Source organism: Streptomyces sp. NPDC037242 (assembly GCF_055604165.1).
In genome coordinates this window covers 99,155-117,270 of the sequence record NZ_JBVJUY010000026.1, presented here as the reverse complement: position 1 = coordinate 117,270, position 18,116 = coordinate 99,155, and the positions used below count along the sequence as shown (strand labels likewise).

General features: G+C 69.6%; 17 protein-coding genes. 7 read left to right on the top strand and 10 right to left on the bottom strand.

Annotation, left to right across the window (positions count from 1 at the left end):
* Nucleotides 1–103: 103 nt before the first annotated feature.
* Nucleotides 104–1,546: a CCA tRNA nucleotidyltransferase gene (locus ACZ7GJ_RS27560; RefSeq protein WP_470755588.1), complete on the bottom strand. Its 1,443-nt coding sequence runs from the start codon at nucleotides 1,544–1,546 to the stop codon at nucleotides 104–106.
* 185 nt (nucleotides 1,547–1,731) lie between these two features.
* Here ACZ7GJ_RS27560 and ACZ7GJ_RS27555 point away from each other — a divergent pair, with 185 nt between their 5' ends.
* The 7 genes from ACZ7GJ_RS27555 (at nucleotide 1,732) to trxA (ending at nucleotide 11,231) form a co-directional block, all read left to right on the top strand.
* Entirely contained in the window at nucleotides 1,732–4,002 is a 2,271-nt protein-coding gene (locus ACZ7GJ_RS27555) for a DUF6049 family protein (protein ID WP_470755587.1), read from the top strand.
* 46 nt (nucleotides 4,003–4,048) lie between these two features.
* On the top strand, nucleotides 4,049–6,223 hold the full coding sequence (murJ, locus tag ACZ7GJ_RS27550; protein ID WP_470755586.1) for a murein biosynthesis integral membrane protein MurJ: 2,175 nt from the start codon (nucleotides 4,049–4,051) through the stop codon (nucleotides 6,221–6,223).
* Nucleotides 6,224–6,350: 127 nt separating this feature from the next.
* Nucleotides 6,351–8,072, top strand: coding sequence for a protein kinase family protein (locus tag ACZ7GJ_RS27545; protein ID WP_470755585.1), 1,722 nt, complete (start codon nucleotides 6,351–6,353; stop codon nucleotides 8,070–8,072).
* A gap of 25 nt (nucleotides 8,073–8,097) precedes the next feature.
* Nucleotides 8,098–8,799 carry an RNA polymerase sigma factor SigM gene (gene sigM / locus ACZ7GJ_RS27540; protein WP_470755584.1) on the top strand — a complete coding sequence of 234 codons (702 nt, stop codon included), beginning with the start codon at nucleotides 8,098–8,100 and terminating at the stop codon, nucleotides 8,797–8,799.
* Nucleotides 8,796–9,743, top strand: a complete 948-nt coding sequence (locus ACZ7GJ_RS27535) for an anti-sigma factor family protein (RefSeq protein WP_470755583.1) — start codon at nucleotides 8,796–8,798, stop codon at nucleotides 9,741–9,743. Before sigM ends, ACZ7GJ_RS27535 begins: the two co-directional genes overlap by 4 nt.
* Nucleotides 9,744–9,868: 125 nt before the next feature.
* Entirely contained in the window at nucleotides 9,869–10,837 is a 969-nt protein-coding gene (gene trxB, locus ACZ7GJ_RS27530; RefSeq protein WP_470755582.1) for a thioredoxin-disulfide reductase, read from the top strand.
* Between the two features lie 52 nt (nucleotides 10,838–10,889).
* On the top strand, nucleotides 10,890–11,231 hold the full coding sequence (trxA, locus tag ACZ7GJ_RS27525; protein ID WP_470755581.1) for a thioredoxin: 342 nt from the start codon (nucleotides 10,890–10,892) through the stop codon (nucleotides 11,229–11,231).
* Nucleotides 11,232–11,313: 82 nt separating this feature from the next.
* On the opposite strand, the gene ACZ7GJ_RS27520 is transcribed toward trxA, so the two are convergent.
* The 9 genes from ACZ7GJ_RS27520 to rpmH all read right to left on the bottom strand — a co-directional run bounded on the left by ACZ7GJ_RS27520 (nucleotide 11,314) and on the right by rpmH (nucleotide 17,771).
* Complete coding sequence (locus ACZ7GJ_RS27520) at nucleotides 11,314–11,931, bottom strand: GNAT family N-acetyltransferase (protein ID WP_365921869.1); 618 nt, start codon at nucleotides 11,929–11,931, stop codon at nucleotides 11,314–11,316.
* A gap of 126 nt (nucleotides 11,932–12,057) precedes the next feature.
* A complete protein-coding gene (locus tag ACZ7GJ_RS27515; RefSeq protein WP_470755580.1) occupies nucleotides 12,058–13,149 on the bottom strand; it encodes a ParB/RepB/Spo0J family partition protein in 1,092 nt (363 codons plus the stop codon).
* A complete protein-coding gene (locus tag ACZ7GJ_RS27510) occupies nucleotides 13,146–14,231 on the bottom strand; it encodes a ParA family protein (protein WP_470755579.1) in 1,086 nt (361 codons plus the stop codon). The genes ACZ7GJ_RS27515 and ACZ7GJ_RS27510 overlap by 4 nt, the downstream gene beginning before the upstream one ends.
* 276 nt (nucleotides 14,232–14,507) lie before the next feature.
* Nucleotides 14,508–15,224 carry a 16S rRNA (guanine(527)-N(7))-methyltransferase RsmG gene (rsmG, locus tag ACZ7GJ_RS27505; RefSeq protein ID WP_470755578.1) on the bottom strand — a complete coding sequence of 239 codons (717 nt, stop codon included), beginning with the start codon at nucleotides 15,222–15,224 and terminating at the stop codon, nucleotides 14,508–14,510.
* Nucleotides 15,225–15,321: 97 nt separating this feature from the next.
* Entirely contained in the window at nucleotides 15,322–15,834 is a 513-nt protein-coding gene (locus ACZ7GJ_RS27500; RefSeq protein WP_470755577.1) for a Jag family protein, read from the bottom strand.
* 14 nt (nucleotides 15,835–15,848) lie between these two features.
* A complete protein-coding gene (gene yidC / locus ACZ7GJ_RS27495; RefSeq protein ID WP_470755576.1) occupies nucleotides 15,849–16,955 on the bottom strand; it encodes a membrane protein insertase YidC in 1,107 nt (368 codons plus the stop codon).
* A gap of 3 nt (nucleotides 16,956–16,958) precedes the next feature.
* On the bottom strand, nucleotides 16,959–17,240 hold the full coding sequence (gene yidD / locus ACZ7GJ_RS27490) for a membrane protein insertion efficiency factor YidD (RefSeq protein WP_075970728.1): 282 nt from the start codon (nucleotides 17,238–17,240) through the stop codon (nucleotides 16,959–16,961).
* A complete protein-coding gene (gene rnpA, locus ACZ7GJ_RS27485; RefSeq protein ID WP_470755575.1) occupies nucleotides 17,237–17,611 on the bottom strand; it encodes a ribonuclease P protein component in 375 nt (124 codons plus the stop codon). The genes yidD and rnpA overlap by 4 nt, the downstream gene beginning before the upstream one ends.
* Before the next feature lie 22 nt (nucleotides 17,612–17,633).
* Entirely contained in the window at nucleotides 17,634–17,771 is a 138-nt protein-coding gene (rpmH, locus tag ACZ7GJ_RS27480; protein WP_008741645.1) for a 50S ribosomal protein L34, read from the bottom strand.
* Nucleotides 17,772–18,116: the final 345 nt, after the last annotated feature.

The following is an 18,116-nucleotide window of genomic DNA, read 5'->3' as shown; positions in this document are numbered from 1 at the left end:
GCGCGCCACCAACAAGAACGCGCCTTATGGGCGCGCATTTCCCCCCCCCCGTCCCCCCCCCCCCCCCCCCCCCCCGGCGCCTGAGAACAGCGAGGCCCGCGCCTCAGGCCTGTGCGGCCCACCACTCCTTGAGGGCGACGATGGCCGCTTCACGGCCCATCGGACCGTTCTCCAGCCGCAGGTCCAGCAGGAAGGCATAGGCCTTGCCGATCACGGGACCGGGGCGGACGTCCAGCACCTGCATGATCTCGTTGCCGTCCAGGTCGGGCCGGATCGCGTCCAGCTCCTCCTGCTCCTGGAGCTGCGCGATGCGCTCCTCCAGCCCGTCGTAGGTGCGGGAGAGGGCATTGGCCTTGCGCTTGTTGCGGGTGGTGCAGTCGGAGCGGGTCAGCTTGTGCAGACGCTCCAGCAGCGGACCGGCATCGCGGACGTAGCGGCGCACTGCCGAGTCGGTCCACTCCCCGTCCCCGTACCCATGGAAGCGCAGGTGCAGCTCCACCAGCCGGGAGACGTCCTTGACCATGTCGTTGGAGTACTTCAGCGCCGTCATGCGCTTCTTGGTCATCTTCGCGCCGACCACCTCGTGGTGGTGGAAGGAGACCCGCCCGTCGCTCTCGAACCGGCGAGTGCGGGGCTTGCCGATGTCGTGCAGCAGGGCCGCGAGCCGCAGCACCAGGTCGGGCCCGTCCTCCTCCAGGGCGATCGCCTGCTCCAGCACGATCAGCGAGTGGTCGTAGACGTCCTTGTGCCGGTGGTGCTCATCGCTCTCCAGCCGCAGCGCCGGCAGCTCGGGCAGCACGTGATCGGCCAGCCCGGTGTCCACGAGCAGGCCCAGGCCCTTGCGCGGGTTCGAGGAGAGCAGCAGCTTGTTGAGCTCGCCCTGCACCCGCTCCGCAGAGACGATCTCGATCCTGCCGGACATCGCCGTCATCGCCGCGACGACCTCGGGGGCGACCTCGAAGTCCAGCTGCGCGGCGAACCGTGCCGCGCGCAGCATCCGCAGCGGGTCGTCCGAGAAGGAGTCCTCGGGGGTGCCGGGGGTCCGCAGCACGCCCGTCCGGAGGTCCTCCAGACCGCCGTGCGGGTCGATGAACTCCTGCTCCGGCAGGGCCAGGGCCATGGCGTTGACCGTGAAGTCGCGTCGGACCAGGTCCGTCTCGATCGAGTCGCCGTAGGAGACCTCCGGCTTGCGCGACGTGCGGTCGTACGCCTCCGAGCGGTACGTCGTCACCTCGATCTGGAAGCCGGCCTTCTGCGCGCCGACCGTGCCGAAGGCGATACCGACGTCCCACACCGAGTCGGCCCACGGCCGGACGATCTTGAGAACGTCCTCGGGGCGGGCATCGGTGGTGAAGTCGAGGTCGTTGCCGAGGCGCCCGAGCAGCGCGTCGCGGACGGACCCGCCGACCAGGGCGAGGCGGAAGCCCGCCTCCTGGAAGCGGCGGCCGAGCTCGTCGGCGACAGGGGCCACGCGCAGCAGTTCACTCACCGCGCGGAGCTGTACCTGGTTCAGGACACTGAGGTTGTCTTCGTTGGCGTTCGGCACAACAGAAAAGGGTACGTGCCCGGCCCGCCGGGGGCTTCCCCGTTTGCGGCCACCCCGCCCCACGGCGCCGACAGCCCGAACCCGATCATGTGGAGCAAGGCGCGGCACTCGCGCACAGCGGGTCTCGTTACCATGCGTGGACGCACAGACGACGACCACTGACACTTCGAGGGACGGGCGAGCGCGTGGCCGAGGCGGCAGACATCCAGGGGACACCCCCCGCCCCTGCCCGGCGACGCTGGCTGCGCCGCGCCGTGGTCCTGCTCGCCGGGACCCCCGTGCTCGCCGGCCTCGTCTATTCGCCCGCGCCCGAGGCCCAGGCCGCCGAGACGGCGGCCGTGGACATCCAGCTCACCGAATTCGCCCCCAGCGCCCCGGTCAAGAGCGACACCCTCACGATCTCCGGCACCGTGGTCAACAACGGCCGCGAGAAGATCACCGACGCACATGTGGGCCTGCGGGTCGGCCCGGCGCTGAGCGACCGCAGCTCGATCGAGGAGGCGGCGGAGCGGGGCGTCTTCCGGGCCGGCACCGACCCCGCCGAGATCGGCTCGGAGTACGCGGTCAAGATCACCTCACTGCCCTCGAAGGGCCACCAGACCTTCGAGCTCAAGATCCCGGTGAGCAAGCTGGAGCTGGACAAGGAGGGCGTCTACCAGCTCGGCGTCTCCTTGTCGGGGGAGACCGAGAGCCGCCAGTACGAGCAGGTCCTCGGCATCAAGCGCACCTTCCTGCCCTGGCAGCCCGAGGCCGCCGCCAAGCGCTACACGATGACGTACGTGTGGCCGCTGATCTCCACCACGCACCTGACGGCGGAGACCGGCTCGGACGACGTGCAGACCCCCGTCTTCCTCGACGACTCGCTCGCTGATGAGCTGCGCACCGGCGGCCGCCTGGAGCGGATGGTCTCCCTCGGCAAGGACCTGCCCATCACCTGGGTCATCGACCCGGATCTGCTCCAGTCGGTCGACGCCATGACCAAGGGCTACCGGATCCGCAACCCCGACCCCGCCGGCAAGCCCCTGCCGGGCAGGAACAAGGCCGTCGCCGAGCAGTGGCTGAGCTCGCTGGAGGCGGCCGTCCAGGGCAAGAAGGTCGTCGCACTGCCCTTCGCCGATCCCGACATCGCCTCCCTCGCCCACCGCGGGAAGGACGTCTCCGGCACCCTGGGCCAGCTGCGGCCCGCCACCGACAAGGCGAAGCAGGCCGTCGAGACGGTCCTCCACGTCCCGGCGTCCACCGACTTCTCCTGGCCCGTGGAAGGCGCGATCGACCCGTCGATCGTCAACGTCGCGACCTCGGCCGGCGCCCACAACGTGCTCACCCGCAGCGACAGCCTCCAGGAGACCGGCGCCCTCGGCTACACCCCGTCGGCCGCCCGCCCCATCGGCGCGGGCACCACCGCCGTCGTCGCCGACGCCGAGCTCTCGACCGCCTTCCAGGGCGACATGCTCAGTGCCACGAACTCCGTCCTCGCGGTGCAGCAGTTCCTGGCCCAGAGCCTTGCACTGAACCTCCAGAAGACCGACACCCAGCGCAGCGTCGTCGTCACCCCGGCCCGGATGCCGTCCGCGAGCCAGGCGCAGACGATGGCCACCGCCCTCCTGGGCCTGCAGGCGGGCCGCTGGACCGTGCCCGCCGACCTCGAGGCGGCAGCCGCGACCAAGCCCGACCCGGGTGCCTCCACCCAAGTGCCGGGCGCCGGGCAGTACCCCGAGGCCCTGGCCAAGCAGGAGCTGCCGGTCTCCGCATTCGAGAAGATCCGCACGACTCAGACCACCCTCGACAACTTCAAGGTGATCCTCAGCGCGCCCGACCGCGTCGAGATCCCCTTCGGCAACACGACCAACCGCGAGATGTCCACGTCCTGGCGCGGGCGCCCCGAGGCGGCTGCGGACTACCGGAGCCAGGTGCAGCAGTACCTGATCGGCCTCACCGAGAAGGTCAAGGTCGTCCCCAAGTCCGATGCCACGCTCTCCGGCCACAGCGCGACCATCCCCGTCAGCGTCCAGAACAGCCTCGTCCAGGACGTCCACAACCTGGTCCTGCGCGTGAAGTCCGCCAACCCCACCCGCCTGATGTTCGGCGACAAGGGCGAGGACCAGCAGGAAGTCACCGTCCAGGGCGGGCACAGCCAGACCGTGAAGTTCACCGCCAACGCCACCGCGAGCGGGCCGGTGGAGGTCACCGCCCAGCTCTTCACCACGGACGGCGTCGCCTACGGCAAGGAACGCCGGTTCACCGTCGAGGCCACCGAGATCACCCCCACCGTCATGCTCGTCATCGCCGGCGGTGTCCTGCTCCTCGTTCTGGCTGGTATCAAGATGTACGCCACCCGCAAGCGGGTCGCCGCCCGAGCGGCAGCCCAGGAGAGCACGCAGCCGAGTGACGAGTCCCCGGACACCGGACCGCAAAGCAACGACGCGTCCGGACCGGGTGAGACAGTGGACCGTTGAGCGATGCCGTGGCCGGTCGGCCTGGGGACGATGAGGTGGGGTTTCGATGAACGCGCCGTACGACGGTGACCGCGCGCAGGGAACTGGCGGGCCAGCGCCCTACCAGGGCACTGCTCCCGGCACCCCGGTGCCCGGGCAGGTCCCCGCGCCTGCGCCCGCGCCGGATCACGACCCGTATGTCCAGGACGCCTACGGCTACGACCCGTACCGGTCGCAGGACCTGTCTGCCCAGGACCCCGTCGCCGAGGTCCTCTACGACCGCTCCGCACACCCCCCGCCGCCGCCCGGCACCTACCAGGAGCCCGGCCCGCTCTACGCGGCGCCGCAGGCACCCTCCTACGCCCCGGACCCGCGCGTCTGGGCCCAGACCCCGCCGCCCGAGCCGGACGGTCCCTCCCGTCACCTGCCCTACGGCGATCACGCCACCACCACGCAGTTCGTGGGCGTGGACTCCCTCGTCACCAAGGCGGCCGACCAGGAGCCCCGGCCCGACGCCTTCGCCCACCTGTACCGGGACCAGGAGGCGGCGCCCCGCACCCCCGCCGAGGACGCCCCCGTGGCCGCCCCGGCCCCGAGCAAGCCCGCCGGACGCGCCTCCAGCCTCCTCAAGTCCAGTGCACTCATGGCGGCCGGCACGATCGTCTCCCGCATCACGGGCTTCCTGCGGACCCTCGTGATCGCCGGCGCCATCGGCGTCAGCACGCTCAACGACACCTACCAGGTCGCCAACACCCTGCCGACGATGATCTACGTGCTGGTCGGCGGCGGAGCTCTCAACGCCGTCTTCATCCCGCAGCTGGTCAGGGCGATGAAGAACGACGAGGACGGCGGCGAGGCCTACGCCAACCGCCTGCTGACCCTTGTCGTGGTCCTGCTGGCCGGTGTCACCACCATCTGCGTCCTCGCGGCCCCGCTGTTCATCAGCATGATGTCGCAGAAGATCGCCTCGGACCCGCAGCGGCTCGAAGTTGCGGTGGCCTTCGCCCAGTACTGCCTGCCGACCATGTTCTTCATGGGTGTCCACGTGGTGCTCGGTCAGATCCTGAACGCCCGCGGCCGGTTCGGGGCGATGATGTGGACCCCGGTCCTCAACAACATCGTCGTCATCGCCACCTTCGGCGCCTTCATCTGGGCCTTCGGCGGCTTCACCACCTCCGGCATCACCGAGGGCACCGTCACCGCCGACGGCGTACGCCTGTTGGGCATCGGCACCCTGCTCGGCCTCACCGTGCAGGCGCTCGCCATGCTGCCGTACCTGCGCGACGCGGGCTTCAAGCCGCGTCTGCGCTTCGACTGGAAGGGCCACGGCCTCGGCAAGGCCGCCAAGCTCGCCAAGTGGACGTTCTTCTTCGTCCTCGCCAACCAGATCGGCCTCGTCGTCGTCACCCAGCTCGCCACCTGGGCCGGCGAAGTGGCGGACAAGCAGGGCCACCACGGCACCGGCATCACCGCCTACAACTACGCACTGCTGCTCTGGCAGATGCCGCAGGCCATCATCACCGTCTCCGTCATGACGGCCGTCCTGCCCCGCATCTCCCGCTCCGCGCACGACGGGGACGCCGCCGCCGTCCGCGACGACATCTCCTACGGCCTGCGCACCTCGGCCGTCGCCATCGTGCCCTGCGCCTTCGCCTTCCTCGCCCTCGGCGTCCCGATGGCCACCCTGCTCTACGCCGGTGCCGGTGAGGGCGCGCAGAACATCGGCTTCGTCCTGATGGCCTTCGGCCTCGGCCTGATCCCGTACTCCGTCCAGTACGTCGTCCTGCGCGGCTTCTACGCCTACGAGGACACCCGGACGCCGTTCTACAACACCGTCATCGTCGCGGCCGTCAACGCGGCGGTCTCCGCAGCCGCGTTCGTCGTCCTGCCCGCACGCTGGGCGGTCGTCGGCATGGCCGCCGCCTATGGCCTCGGCTACACCGTCGGCGTCGGCGTCGCGTGGCGCCGACTGCGCACACGCCTCGGCGGAGACCTCGACGGCGCCCATGTGATGCGGACTTACGCTCGACTTGTCGGAGCCTGCGTCCCCGCCGCCGCCGTGGCCGGCGCCGCCGCCTACCTGGTCACCCAGTGGCTGGGCAGCGGAGTGGTCGGTTCCGTTGTTTCCCTGGTCACCGGGGGTGTGGCCCTCGCCGCCGTGTTCCTCATCGCCGCCAAGCGGATGCGCATCGAGGAGCTCAACGCCATGATCGGGATGGTCCGCGGACGCATGGGGCGCTGAATGCGGAGACCCGTAGACCTGCCAGACCCCCATCGCGTGTCGTGCAGAGCGCCGGACTGTGGGCACAATTGGCTTGGCTTCGCAGACTGGCCGACAGCGTGCAACGGATGGGGAGGCAGGAACGACGGTGGCGGAACGTAGCACGGCTGCCGTCGACGTGGCCGACAACAGCGGCGATGAGCCGCTTGCCGCAGATGCGGCCAAGGCCACGGCCGACGGGGTGGACACCCAGAACGGACGAGCCGCGGACGGACCTATGCCCGAAGAGGACGGCGAACGCAAAACCGCGGCCCCTGCGGCCGCACCCGAACTTCACAGCGGCCACAAGCTGGCAAGGCGCTACCGCCTCGAAGAGTGCGTCACCCGTCTGGACGGATTCAGCAGCTGGCGCGCGATGGACGAGAAACTGCGCCGCGCCGTGGGCGTCCATCTCCTGCCCGCCGACCACCCGCGGGCCCGCGCCGTCCTGGCCGCGGCCCGCTCCTCCGCCCTGCTCGGCGACCCCCGGTTCGTCCAGGTCCTCGACGCCGTGGAGGAGAACGACCTCGTCTACGTCGTGCACGAATGGCTGCCCGACGCCACCGAGCTCACCGCGCTCCTCGCGGCGGGCCCCCTGGAGGCCCACGAGGCCTACCAACTCGTCAGCCAGGTCTCCCAGGCCATGACCGCGGCGCACCGTGAGGGCCTGGCCCATCTGCGGCTGACGCCCAGCGCGATACTGCGCACCTCCACCGGCCAGTACCGCATCCGCGGCCTCGCCGTGAACGCCGCCCTGCGCGGCATCACCAGCGAAACCCCGCAGCGCGCCGACACCGAGGCCATCGGGGCGCTCCTGTACGCCTCCCTCACCCAGCGCTGGCCCTACGAGACGGACGCCTACGGCCTCACCGGCCTGCCCAAGGGCGTCGGCCTGATCGCTCCCGACCAGGTCCGTGCCGGCGTTCACCGCGGCCTCGGTGAACTCGCCATGCGCGCGCTCGCCAACGACGGGGCCACGGCCTCCCGGCAGGAGCCCGCCTGCACGACGCCGGAGGAACTGGCCAAGGCGGTAGCCGCGATGCCCCGCATCCGGCCGCCGGAGCCGGCCTTCACCGCACCGCTCGAGTACCAGCACACGACCTACCAGCAGGGCAGTTACGGCCGGCCCACGCCGCCCGGCATGCCGCCCGCCCAGTCCGTCACCGTCGTGCCTCCGCCGCCACCGCTGCAGAGCCGTACCGGCAGGGTCCTGAAGTGGGGCGTCGCCGCCCTGCTCATCGCCGCCCTCGGCCTGGGCAGCTGGCAGCTCGCCGACACCCTTCTCGAACGCGGCAAGCAGGGCAGCGGCAACAGCCAGAACCCGGCGCCCAAGGGCGACGACGCACCCAGCAAGAAGGACCCGGTACCGCTCTCCATCAAGGGCGCCCAGGAGTACTACCCCGACGGCAACCCCCAGGACCTCGAAGGTGTCTCCCACACCTACGACGGCGACGCCTCCACCTACTGGCGGACCAAGAGCTTCTACGACGGCCCGGACATGAAGGCCTACAAGGCCGGGGTCGGCATCGTCTACGATCTCGGCTCCGAGCAGGACGTCAGCGAAGCCTCGATAGCGCTCCGGTTCGCCGGCGACCACACCACCGCCACGCTCTACGCGACCGGCTCCATGTCCTCGTCGACCCCGGTCGGCTCCATGAAGAAGATCGCGGCCGCCACCACGTCGGACAGCACCCTCAAGCTGGCCGCCGAGGCGCCGGTCAAGACGCGCTACGTCCTCGTCTGGATCACCGCAATGCCACAAGCGGGCGGTGACCAGTACAGCCAGGCCGGGTTCAAGCAGGCCATCACGGATGTGAAGTTCACGGGCTGACAGACACCAGGGGAGGGGCTCACCGTTGGACGACGCCACACCCGGCGGCCACAGCGACCAGGAACTCCTGGCGCTGCACGTCGCCGGAGACCCGGACGCCTTCGGTGAGCTCGTACGCCGCCACCGCGACCGGCTGTGGGCCGTGGCCCTGCGCACCCTGGGCGACCGCGAGGAAGCAGCCGACGCCGTGCAGGACGCGCTCGTCTCCGCCTACCGGGCCGCGCACACCTTCCGCGGCGAGTCCGCGGTCACGACCTGGCTCCACCGGATCACCGTCAACGCCTGCCTGGACCGGGCCCGCAAGGCCGCCTCCCGCAGGACGGCGCCCCTCGACGACACGGACCGCCTGGAGCGCCTCCTGGAGCCCCACGAGTCCGCAGAGGCCCCCGCCGAACGCGAGGACCTCCACCGCCAGCTCCTGGCCGCCCTGAGCACGCTCCCGGCCGAGCAGCGGGCGGCGCTCGTCCTGGTCGACATGCAGGGCTACCCCGTCGCGGAGGCCGCCCGGATCCTCGACGTGCCCACCGGCACCATCAAGAGCCGCTGCGCCCGTGGCCGGGCAAAACTCGTCCCGATGCTCACTCATCTGCGCTCGAATGCCGGGGATAACACCGCCACCGAGCGGGGAAGGAACCGGACGCCGGGGGCAGCCGTCCCACCGACGGCAGATCCCAGGGACCCGGCATCGGATCCAGACGCAGTGAAGGGCGGAGGTGGACGAGCGTGAGCCCCACTACCGGCACGATCCGGCACCCGGACGTCTCCGAGATCTCCGACCTGGCCGAAGGCCTCCTCTCCCCGTCCCGTACGGCAGAGGTCCGCGGCCACCTCGACGGCTGCGCCCTGTGCGCCGACGTCCGCGCCTCTCTGGAGGAGATCCGGGCCCTGCTCGGCACCCTCCCCGGGCCTCCCCGGATGCCCGCCGACATCGCCGGGCGCATCGATGCCGCCCTCGCCGCAGAGGCGCTCCTCGACGCCACCAACCCTCACGACCCGGCCGGACCCGATCCGCGGTCCGCTCCGCAGCACGCCGGAGCCGGCGATGTTTCACGTGAAACATCGCCCGCCGCACCTGGCGCACCCCTCTCAACCGGGGCCAAGCGGCCCTCCGGTCACCCGGTCGGCCCAACCGGTCCCGGTCGGCGCCGCGCCCGCCGCAGGATCGCCGCCATCGGCGCCCTGGTGGCCGCCTGCGCACTCGCGATCTTCTTCGCCACCGGCCTCCCGGACACTACGACCGAGCACGACACCGCCGCGCGCAAGGACGCCTCCAGCGCCCAGGCCAAGGTGGGCGGACCCCAGTACACCGCCCAAGGCCTCCAGGGCAGCGTCCGAGACCTCCTCGCCTCGGGGCGGCCCCCTAAGACCGTCCCGGGGGAGCAGAACAACACCTACGGGATGGAGAACACCACTCCCGCTCCCGGGGTGGCCCCGGCGGACCGAGGCGCGACCACCGTCCCCGCGTGTGTCCAGGAGGCCACCGGCCGCTCCGAAACCCCCCTCGCCACGGACCAGGGCACGTATCAGGGCGTGGAGGTCTACCTGCTCGTCCTTGCGCACCCCGGCGACCCGGCCCTCGTGGACGCCTACCTCGTCGAGGCGGCCTGCGGGAACGGCTCGTCCACCACTCCCGGAAAGCCTCTGCTCAGCAGCACCTACCCCCGGAGCTGACGCGCGCCGTCCGCACGGGGGACAGCAGGGGAATGCATGCGCCGTAGGATCCGTTGGGTGGGGTGAGAGTCCACACCGGCCCCCCGGCAAGCAGCAGGCAGTCCGCAGAGACGAGGAAGTAACCCGTGAGCGACGTACGAAACGTGATCATCATCGGCTCCGGGCCGGCCGGTTACACGGCAGCCCTGTACACCGCACGCGCTTCGCTCAAGCCCCTGGTCTTCGAAGGTGCCGTGACCGCCGGTGGCGCGCTGATGAACACCACCGAGGTCGAGAACTTCCCCGGCTTCCAGGACGGCATCATGGGGCCGGACCTCATGGACAACATGCGCGGCCAGGCCGAGCGTTTCGGCGCCGAGCTCGTGGCTGACGACATCGTGGCCGTGGACCTCACCGGTGAGATCAAGACCGTCACCGACACCGCCGGGACCGTGTACCGCGCCAAGGCCGTGATCGTGACCACCGGTTCCCAGCACCGCAAGCTCGGTCTGCCCAACGAGGACGCCCTCTCGGGTCGCGGCGTCTCCTGGTGCGCCACCTGTGACGGCTTCTTCTTCAAGGAGCAGGACATCGCCGTGGTCGGCGGCGGCGACACGGCGATCGAGGAAGCCACCTTCCTCTCCCGCTTCGCCAAGTCCGTCACCATCGTTCACCGCCGTGACAGCCTGCGCGCCTCCAAGGCCATGCAGGACCGCGCGTTCGCCGACCCGAAGATCAAGTTCGCCTGGGACAGCGAGGTCGCCGAGATCCACGGCGAGCAGAAGCTCTCCGGTCTCACGCTGCGCAACACCAAGACGAGCGAGACCTACGAGCTGCCCGTGACCGGCCTCTTCATCGCCGTCGGCCACGACCCGCGCACCGAGCTGTTCAAGGACCAGCTGGACCTCGACGAGGAGGGCTACCTCAAGGTCGCCGCGCCCTCCACCCGCACCAGCGTCACCGGCGTGTTCGGCGCGGGCGATGTCGTGGACCACACCTACCGTCAGGCCATCACCGCTGCCGGCACGGGCTGCTCCGCCGCCCTCGACGCCGAGCGCTTCCTCGCCGCCCTCGCGGACGCCGAGAACGCCGAGGACGCCCACGCGACGGTCTGACCCTCCGTACCACCCCCTACACCCCACACCTCGCAGGAAGAAGGAGGCCGCTGTGGCCGGCACCCTCAAGAACGTGACCGACGACGATTTCGACGCCGAGGTCCTCAGGAGCGACAAGCCCGTGCTCGTCGACTTCTGGGCGGCCTGGTGCGGCCCGTGCCGCCAGATCGCCCCGTCGCTGGAGGCCATCGCCGCCGAGTACGGCGACCAGATCGAGATCGTCAAGCTCAACATCGACGAGAACCCGGCCACCGCTGCCAAGTACGGCGTCATGTCCATCCCGACGCTGAACGTCTACAAGGGTGGCGAGGTCGCCAAGACCATCGTCGGCGCCAAGCCCAAGGCCGCCATCCTGCGCGACCTCTCTGACTTCGTCGAGATGAAGACCGCCTGACGTCTCGCACGTCTCGCACAGCAGGACCCATGGAGCGGGGCCGTCCCTGAAGGGGACGGCCCCGTTTCACATGTCCGCGGGCTCACAGGGGGCGGAGCGCAGGTTCCTTCCGCGCCGCACCCAGCAGCCGGTCGAGGGCGAGCTCCACGTCTTCCTTCCACGACAGCGTGGAGCGCAGCTCCAACCGCAGCCGCGGGTGCACCGGATGGGGCCGCACCGTCTTGAAGCCCACCGCCAGCAGATGGTCCGCGGGCAGCAGACACGCCGGACCCTCCCACCGTGCGTCGCCGAACGCCTCGATCGCCCGGAAGCCCCGGCGCAGCAGGTCCTTCGCCACCGTCTGGACCATCACCCGGCCCAGGCCCTGCCCCTGATAGCCCGGCATGATCCACGCGGTGATCAGCTGGACCGCATCGGAGGAGACCGGACTCGTCGGAAAGGCCGTGGACCGGGGCACGTACGCCGGCGGCGCGTAGAGCACGAAGCCCACCGGGACCTCGTCCACATAGACGACGCGCCCGCACGACCCCCACTCCAGCAGGACGGCGGAGATCCACGCCTCCTTCTCCTGGGCCGGGGTCCCCGATTTCACGGCGGCATCACCGCTGACCGGATCCAGCTCCCAGAAGACACAGGACCGGCAACGCCGAGGCAGGTCCTGGAGGTTGTCCAGCGTGAGCGGTACCAGCCGACGACCCATACAGGGATCGTAAACGCTGCCCATCCCTTCTTCGATGGCACAGCACCCGAAACCGCGACAAGACACGGCAAAGGGGCGGACCGCATCGGCTCCACCGATACGATCCGCCCCTTGGCGGCTCAGGGATCACTCCCCGGCAGCACCCTGTTCCAGTACCCGGCCCTCGCCCGGTGCCAGCGTGCCCAGGATCCGCTCCAGATCCTCCATCGAGGCGAACTCGACGGTGATCTTGCCCTTCTTCTGGCCCAGATCCACCTTCACCCGCGTCTCGAACCGGTCCGACAGCCGCGTCGCCAGCTCGTTGAGCGCCGGAGACACCCGGGCGCCCGCCCGCGGGCCCTTCGGCTTGACCGGACTCGACGGCTCGGAGGCCATCAGGGTCACGATCTCCTCGACGGCACGCACCGACAGCCCCTCGGCCACGATCCGGTGCGCCAGCCGGTCCTGCTCCGTGGAGTCCTCGACCGACAGCAGCGCCCGTGCATGTCCTGCCGAGATCACGCCCGCCGCCACTCGCCGCTGTACCGGCGGCGACAGCTTCAGCAGGCGCAGGGTGTTCGACACCTGGGGACGCGAGCGTCCGATCCGGTCCGCCAGCTGGTCGTGCGTGCAGTCGAAGTCCTGGAGCAGCTGGTCGTACGCAGCAGCCTCCTCCAGCGGATTCAGCTGCGACCGGTGCAGGTTCTCCAGGAGCGCGTCCAGCAGCAGCTTGTCGTCGTCCGTCGCCCGGATGATCGCCGGGATGCGGTCCAGCCCGGCCTCCCGGCACGCGCGCCAGCGCCGCTCGCCCATGATGAGCTCGTAGCGGCCCGGAGCCGACTGCCGCACCACCACCGGCTGAAGCAGACCCACCTCCTGGATGGAGGTCACCAGCTCGGCCAGGGCGTCCTCGTCGAACACCTCACGGGGCTGGCGCGGATTCGGCGTGATCGCGTCCATCGGGAGCTCCGCGAACGTCGCCCCCGCCACCACATTGGCCTCGGGACCTGCCGGCTCCGGCACGTCGGTCACCGCGACCGCCACCGATGTTTCACGTGAAACATCGGCCTGCGCCAGTGCGGCCAGCTTCGCCGCCGCGATCCCGCGCTCCGAAGTCAGCACCGGCACTGCCGACGGGGACGTCGACCCGGAACCGGTCACCGATGGCGTCTTCTCCTGGGGAGCGGCGGGAATCAGCGCGCCGAGCCCCCGCCCCAGACCCCTACGTCGCTCACTCACTGGATCCCCTCCGCCACACTCTGCGTGCTGTTCAGGCCCGCGCCCAGAGGGGCGTTCTGGGCGTCGTAATGAATTCCGGCCCCCCGCAGTGCGATCTCCCGCGCCGCCTCCAGGTAGGAGAGGGAACCGCTGGAGCCCGGGTCGTACGTGAGCACCGTCTGCCCGTAGCTCGGCGCCTCGGAAATGCGCACCGACCTGGGGATGCTCGTCCGCAGTACCTCTTTGCCGAAGTGGGTGCGCACTTCCTCCGCCACCTGCGAAGCCAGCCGCGTCCTGCCGTCGTACATCGTGAGCAGGATCGTCGAGACGTGCAGGTTCTGGTTCAGATGCGCCCGCACGAGGTCGACATTGCGCAGCAGCTGCCCCAGCCCCTCCAGTGCGTAGTACTCGCACTGGATCGGGATCAGGACCTCAGCGCCCGCGACCAGCGCGTTCACCGTCAGCAGTCCCAGCGAGGGCGGGCAGTCGATCAGGATGTAGTCGAGCGGCTGCTCGTACGCCTGGATCGCCCGCTGGAGCCGGCTCTCGCGCGCCACCAGCGACACCAGCTCGATCTCGGCACCCGCCAGATCGATCGTGGCCGGCGCACAGAAGAGACCTTCCACGTCCACCACCGGCTGGACGACCTCCAGCAGCGGACGGCTGTCCACGAGCACGTCGTAGATCGACGGCACGTCCGCGTGGTGATCGATGCCCAGAGCCGTGGAGGCATTGCCCTGCGGGTCGAGGTCGATCACCAGGACTCGCGCCCCGTGCAAGGCCAGAGAAGCCGCCAGGTTCACGGTCGTCGTGGTCTTACCCACGCCGCCCTTCTGGTTGGCGACCACCATGACCCGGGTCTGCGCCGGGCGGGGCAGACCCTCGCCGGCACGCCCCAGCGCCTCGACGGCCAGCTGGGCGGCTCGGCCGATCGGGGTGTCGTTGTCTACAAGGGGCGACGATGTTTCACGTGAAACATCGTCCCCCGGCGATTCAGAGCGGGGACCGGGGACCGGGTCGGCCATCGGCCCCGCGAGGTTGGCGTCAGACCGCACGGTGTCACTCTCCTCGGCATCAGGCTCGCGATGAACAGAGCCTGCCATGCCACCGGGGTCGCGAACCAGCGGGGCCCGTACTCCTGTGGATGAATCCACCGATGTGGACAACTCCGTCCCCCCTTCGTCCTTGCGATGACGGGGGGACGCAGCCGCACGGCCGCGGCTGATGATTCCGTGCAGCAGAGAGCGACGTTTCACGTGAAACACGATGCCCGGACGGAGACACCAGGCCGCTACGACACTCCGAAATCCATACCTATAGGGCCCAACACACCCGAAATCCCGGCCGAAAAGACCGCGAACCCGAGCGCCTCGGAGGGATCAGCGGCGGCGACGGGTACGGCTGACCCGGGCGGCCTTAGCCCGCTTGGCCGCGAACCTCACCCCGCCGGGGCTCTCTCCGACCTCCACCCGGACCACCGTGGACAGCGGGTCCACGACGCCCTCGCCCACATGCAGGACCGAGGTCTTCACCACACCGAGCTTCGTCAGTGCCGCCTTCGCCGACACCAGCTCTTCCTCGGCGGTGTCGCCCTTCAGCGCCAGCATCTCCCCGTACGGACGCAGCAGCGGCACGCCCCAGCCCGCCAGCCGGTCCAGCGGAGCCACCGCCCGCGCCGTCACGACATGCACCGGCTGCAGCTTCCCGAGGACCTCCTCGGCGCGCCCGCGCACGACCGTCACGTGATCCAGGCCCAGCAGCTCCACAACCTCCTGGAGGAAGGTCGTACGCCGCAGCAGCGGCTCCAGCAGCGTGATCTTCAAGTCCCGCCGCACCAGGGCCAACGGGATACCGGGCAGACCCGCGCCCGAGCCCACGTCGCACACCGTGACGCCCTCGGGCACCACCTCGGAGAGCACCGCGCAGTTCAGCAGGTGCCGCTCCCACAGCCGCGGCACCTCACGCGGCCCGATCAGCCCGCGCTTGACCCCCGCGTCCGCCAGCAGCTCCGCGTACCGCACGGCTTCCGGGAAAAACTCACCGAACACCGCGCGCGCCACCTCGGGCGCGGGGGGAAGCTCTGCTGCCTCCGTCACGGGGGACCGTCCTTCCGTTCCGCATGGTTCTTCAAACAGGCTGACAAACATCGGCCCCGCCTGCGACACAGACGGGGCCGGACACTCACGCTTCCGATCAGGCCGGCAGCACAACGACGAAGCGCTGCGGCTCCTCGCCCTCGGACTCGCTCCGCAGACCGGCGGCCGCCACGGCGTCGTGGACGACCTTCCGCTCGAACGGCGTCATCGGCGCCAGCTTCATCGGCTCACCGGACGCCTTCACGTCCGCCGCCGCCTTGGCGCCCAGGATCGCCAGTTCCTCGCGCTTCTGCGCGCGGAACCCGGCGATGTCCAGCATCAGCCGGCTGCGGTCCCCGGTCTCGCGGTGCACGGCGAGGCGGGTCAGCTCCTGCAGAGCCTCCAGGACCTCACCGTCGCGGCCCACGAGCTTCTGCAGGTCACGGCTGGCGGAGTCGCTGACGATCGACACCGCGGCCCGGTCGGCCTCGACGTCCATGTCGATGTCGCCGTCCAGGTCGGCGATGTCCAGCAGACCCTCAAGGTAGTCGGCCGCGATCTCACCCTCCTGCTCGAGGCGGGTCAGGGTGTCGCCACTCTCAGCGGCGGCGGTGGTGGTGCCTTCCGTCACGGGAGAGACTCCTTCTACTTCTTGGAAGAGGGCTTGCTGGGGGGCGTCTGGCGCTGCGACTTCGACTGCCGCTTCGGCTGGTTCCGCTTCGCGGCACCGCCAGTGGCCGCGTCCGAGTCGGCCGTGGCCTCCACACTCTTGATCACGGAGCCGTCCGCCTGCGCGGCCATGCCCTGCTTCGTCAGGGTGGTGATGAACTTGCGCTCGTTGTCGTTGCGGTCCGGGCCCTTGGCCACGATCGCCGCGACGATCTTCTTCCGGCTCCGGCCCTTGAGCTCACCGTGCGAGGTGATGTGCTTGATCAGGCGGGTCAGGTACTGGTCCTGCGCCTTGCTGCCCGGCGTCGGGTTCTGGCTGATCACGTACATCTGCTGGCCCATGGTCCACACGTTCGTGGTCAGCCAGTAGACGAGGACACCGACGGGGAAGTTGATGCCCATGACCGCGAAGATCACGGGGAAGATGTACATCAGCATCTTCTGCTGCTGCATGAACGGCGTCTTGACCGAGAGGTCGACGTTCTTCTGCATCAGCTGGCGCTGGGTGTAGAACTGCGACAGCGACATCAGGATGATCATGATCGCGGTGACGACCCGGACGTCCGTCAGCGAGGCGTTGAGGCTCGCGACCTTGTCCGCGCTGTCCGTGAACTTCGCCGCCAGCGGGGCACCGAAGATGTGCGCCTCACGCGCGCTCGCCAGCAGGGGACCGTCGATCTCGCCGATCTTCTTGCCGTTGGCGATGCTCGCCAGCACGTGGTAGAGGGCGAAGAAGAACGGCGACTGCGCCAGGATGGGAAGGCACGAGGAGAGCGGGTTGGTACCCGTCTCCTTGTACAGCTTCATCATCTCTTCGGACTGGCGCTGCTTGTCGTTCTTGTAGCGCTCCTGGATTGCCTTCATCTTCGGCTGGAGCGCCTGCATGCCCCGCGTCGCCTTGATCTGCTTCACGAAGAGCGGGATCAGGCAGATACGGATCAAGATCACCAGTGACACGATGGACAGGCCCCAGGCCCATCCACTGTCCGCGCCGAAGATCGCACCGTACAGGCTGTGGAACTGGACGATGATCCACGAGACGGGCGTGGTGATAAAGCTGAACAGACTGGCAATCGTGTCCACTAATCAGGCTCCTTGAGCATTGCGAGATCTACGCAACGCACTGCGCAGCTGCTCGTGCCAACGCGGGCGTTTACGAGGTGGGACATGGTCGACACCACCCGGGGACCACGGATTGCACCGCAGGATCCGCCAGGCGGTCAGAACCGTCCCCTTCACCGCACCATGCCGGTCGATGGCCGTGTACCCGTAGTGCGAGCACGAGGGGTAGTAGCGGCACACCGGCCCGAGCAGCGGACTGATCGTCCACTGGTACAGCTTGATCAGGGCGAGCAGCGGGTACTTCATCGAGGCACGCCTCCCAGTAGCCGCAGCAAAGCGGCATCCAGGTCCCGGGCCAGCTCGTCGACGGCGGCATCGCCCGCTCCGGGCAGAGCCCGTACCACCACCAGGCTACCGGCGGGCAGCTGGGACAGCCGCTCGCGGACGAGATGGCGCAAGCGGCGCTTGACCCGGTTACGTACGACGGCGACGCCGACAGCCTTGCTGACGACGAAACCCGCACGCGTCGAGGGATCGATCTCCCCCGACTCGTGCGGGTCCGTTGCACCGCTTGTACGTAGATGGACGACGAGGAGCGGGCGACCAGCCCGACGACCTCGACGTACCGCGCTCGCGAAGTCCTCGCGCCGCCTCAGCCGATTCTCGGGAGACAGCACGACGTCACGACCCGCGCGTTAGTTACGCGGAAAGGGCGGCGCGGCCCTTGCCACGACGGTTCGCGAGGATCGCGCGACCGGCACGGGTACGCATCCGCAGGCGGAAGCCGTGGGTCTTGGCACGACGGCGGTTGTTCGGCTGGAAGGTGCGCTTGCTCACTCGGGGGCTCCAGAGAATAAATCGTTGTGGCGGGACATCGCCTGGCTGTCACCGTGCGCCCACGAGGAAACTCGCGTGTTCGCCCGAGTGGCACCGCTAAACGATCACAATCAGTGACCTTCGCCCATCGGTAGGCAGGCGGCAGCAGCCATCGACAACTCGACCTCGTTACGGTACGCGCGGCTACGCCATCCGGTCAAACCGAGCCGACGTGGCCCCACACTGTGCACAGGCTGTGGACAACGACTTGAACCGTACCCGTCGGCCTGACTACCGTTGTCCGACCCCGGATTTTTTGTCCCGACCGTCCCAAAGAACCACACATTCGTGGGACCCCCTGTGAGA

Bases quoted from the DNA above. Each gene is read 5' to 3' on its own strand.
- murJ (WP_470755586.1), top strand. From the start codon at position 4,049: ATGAACGCGCCGTACGACGGTGACCGCGCGCAGGGAACTGGCGGGCCA.
- ACZ7GJ_RS27520 (WP_365921869.1), bottom strand. From the start codon at position 11,931: ATGGGTCGTCGGCTGGTACCGCTCACGCTGGACAACCTCCAGGACCTG.
- ACZ7GJ_RS27510 (WP_470755579.1), bottom strand. From the start codon at position 14,231: ATGGCAGGCTCTGTTCATCGCGAGCCTGATGCCGAGGAGAGTGACACC.
- yidD (WP_075970728.1), bottom strand. From the start codon at position 17,240: ATGAAGTACCCGCTGCTCGCCCTGATCAAGCTGTACCAGTGGACGATC.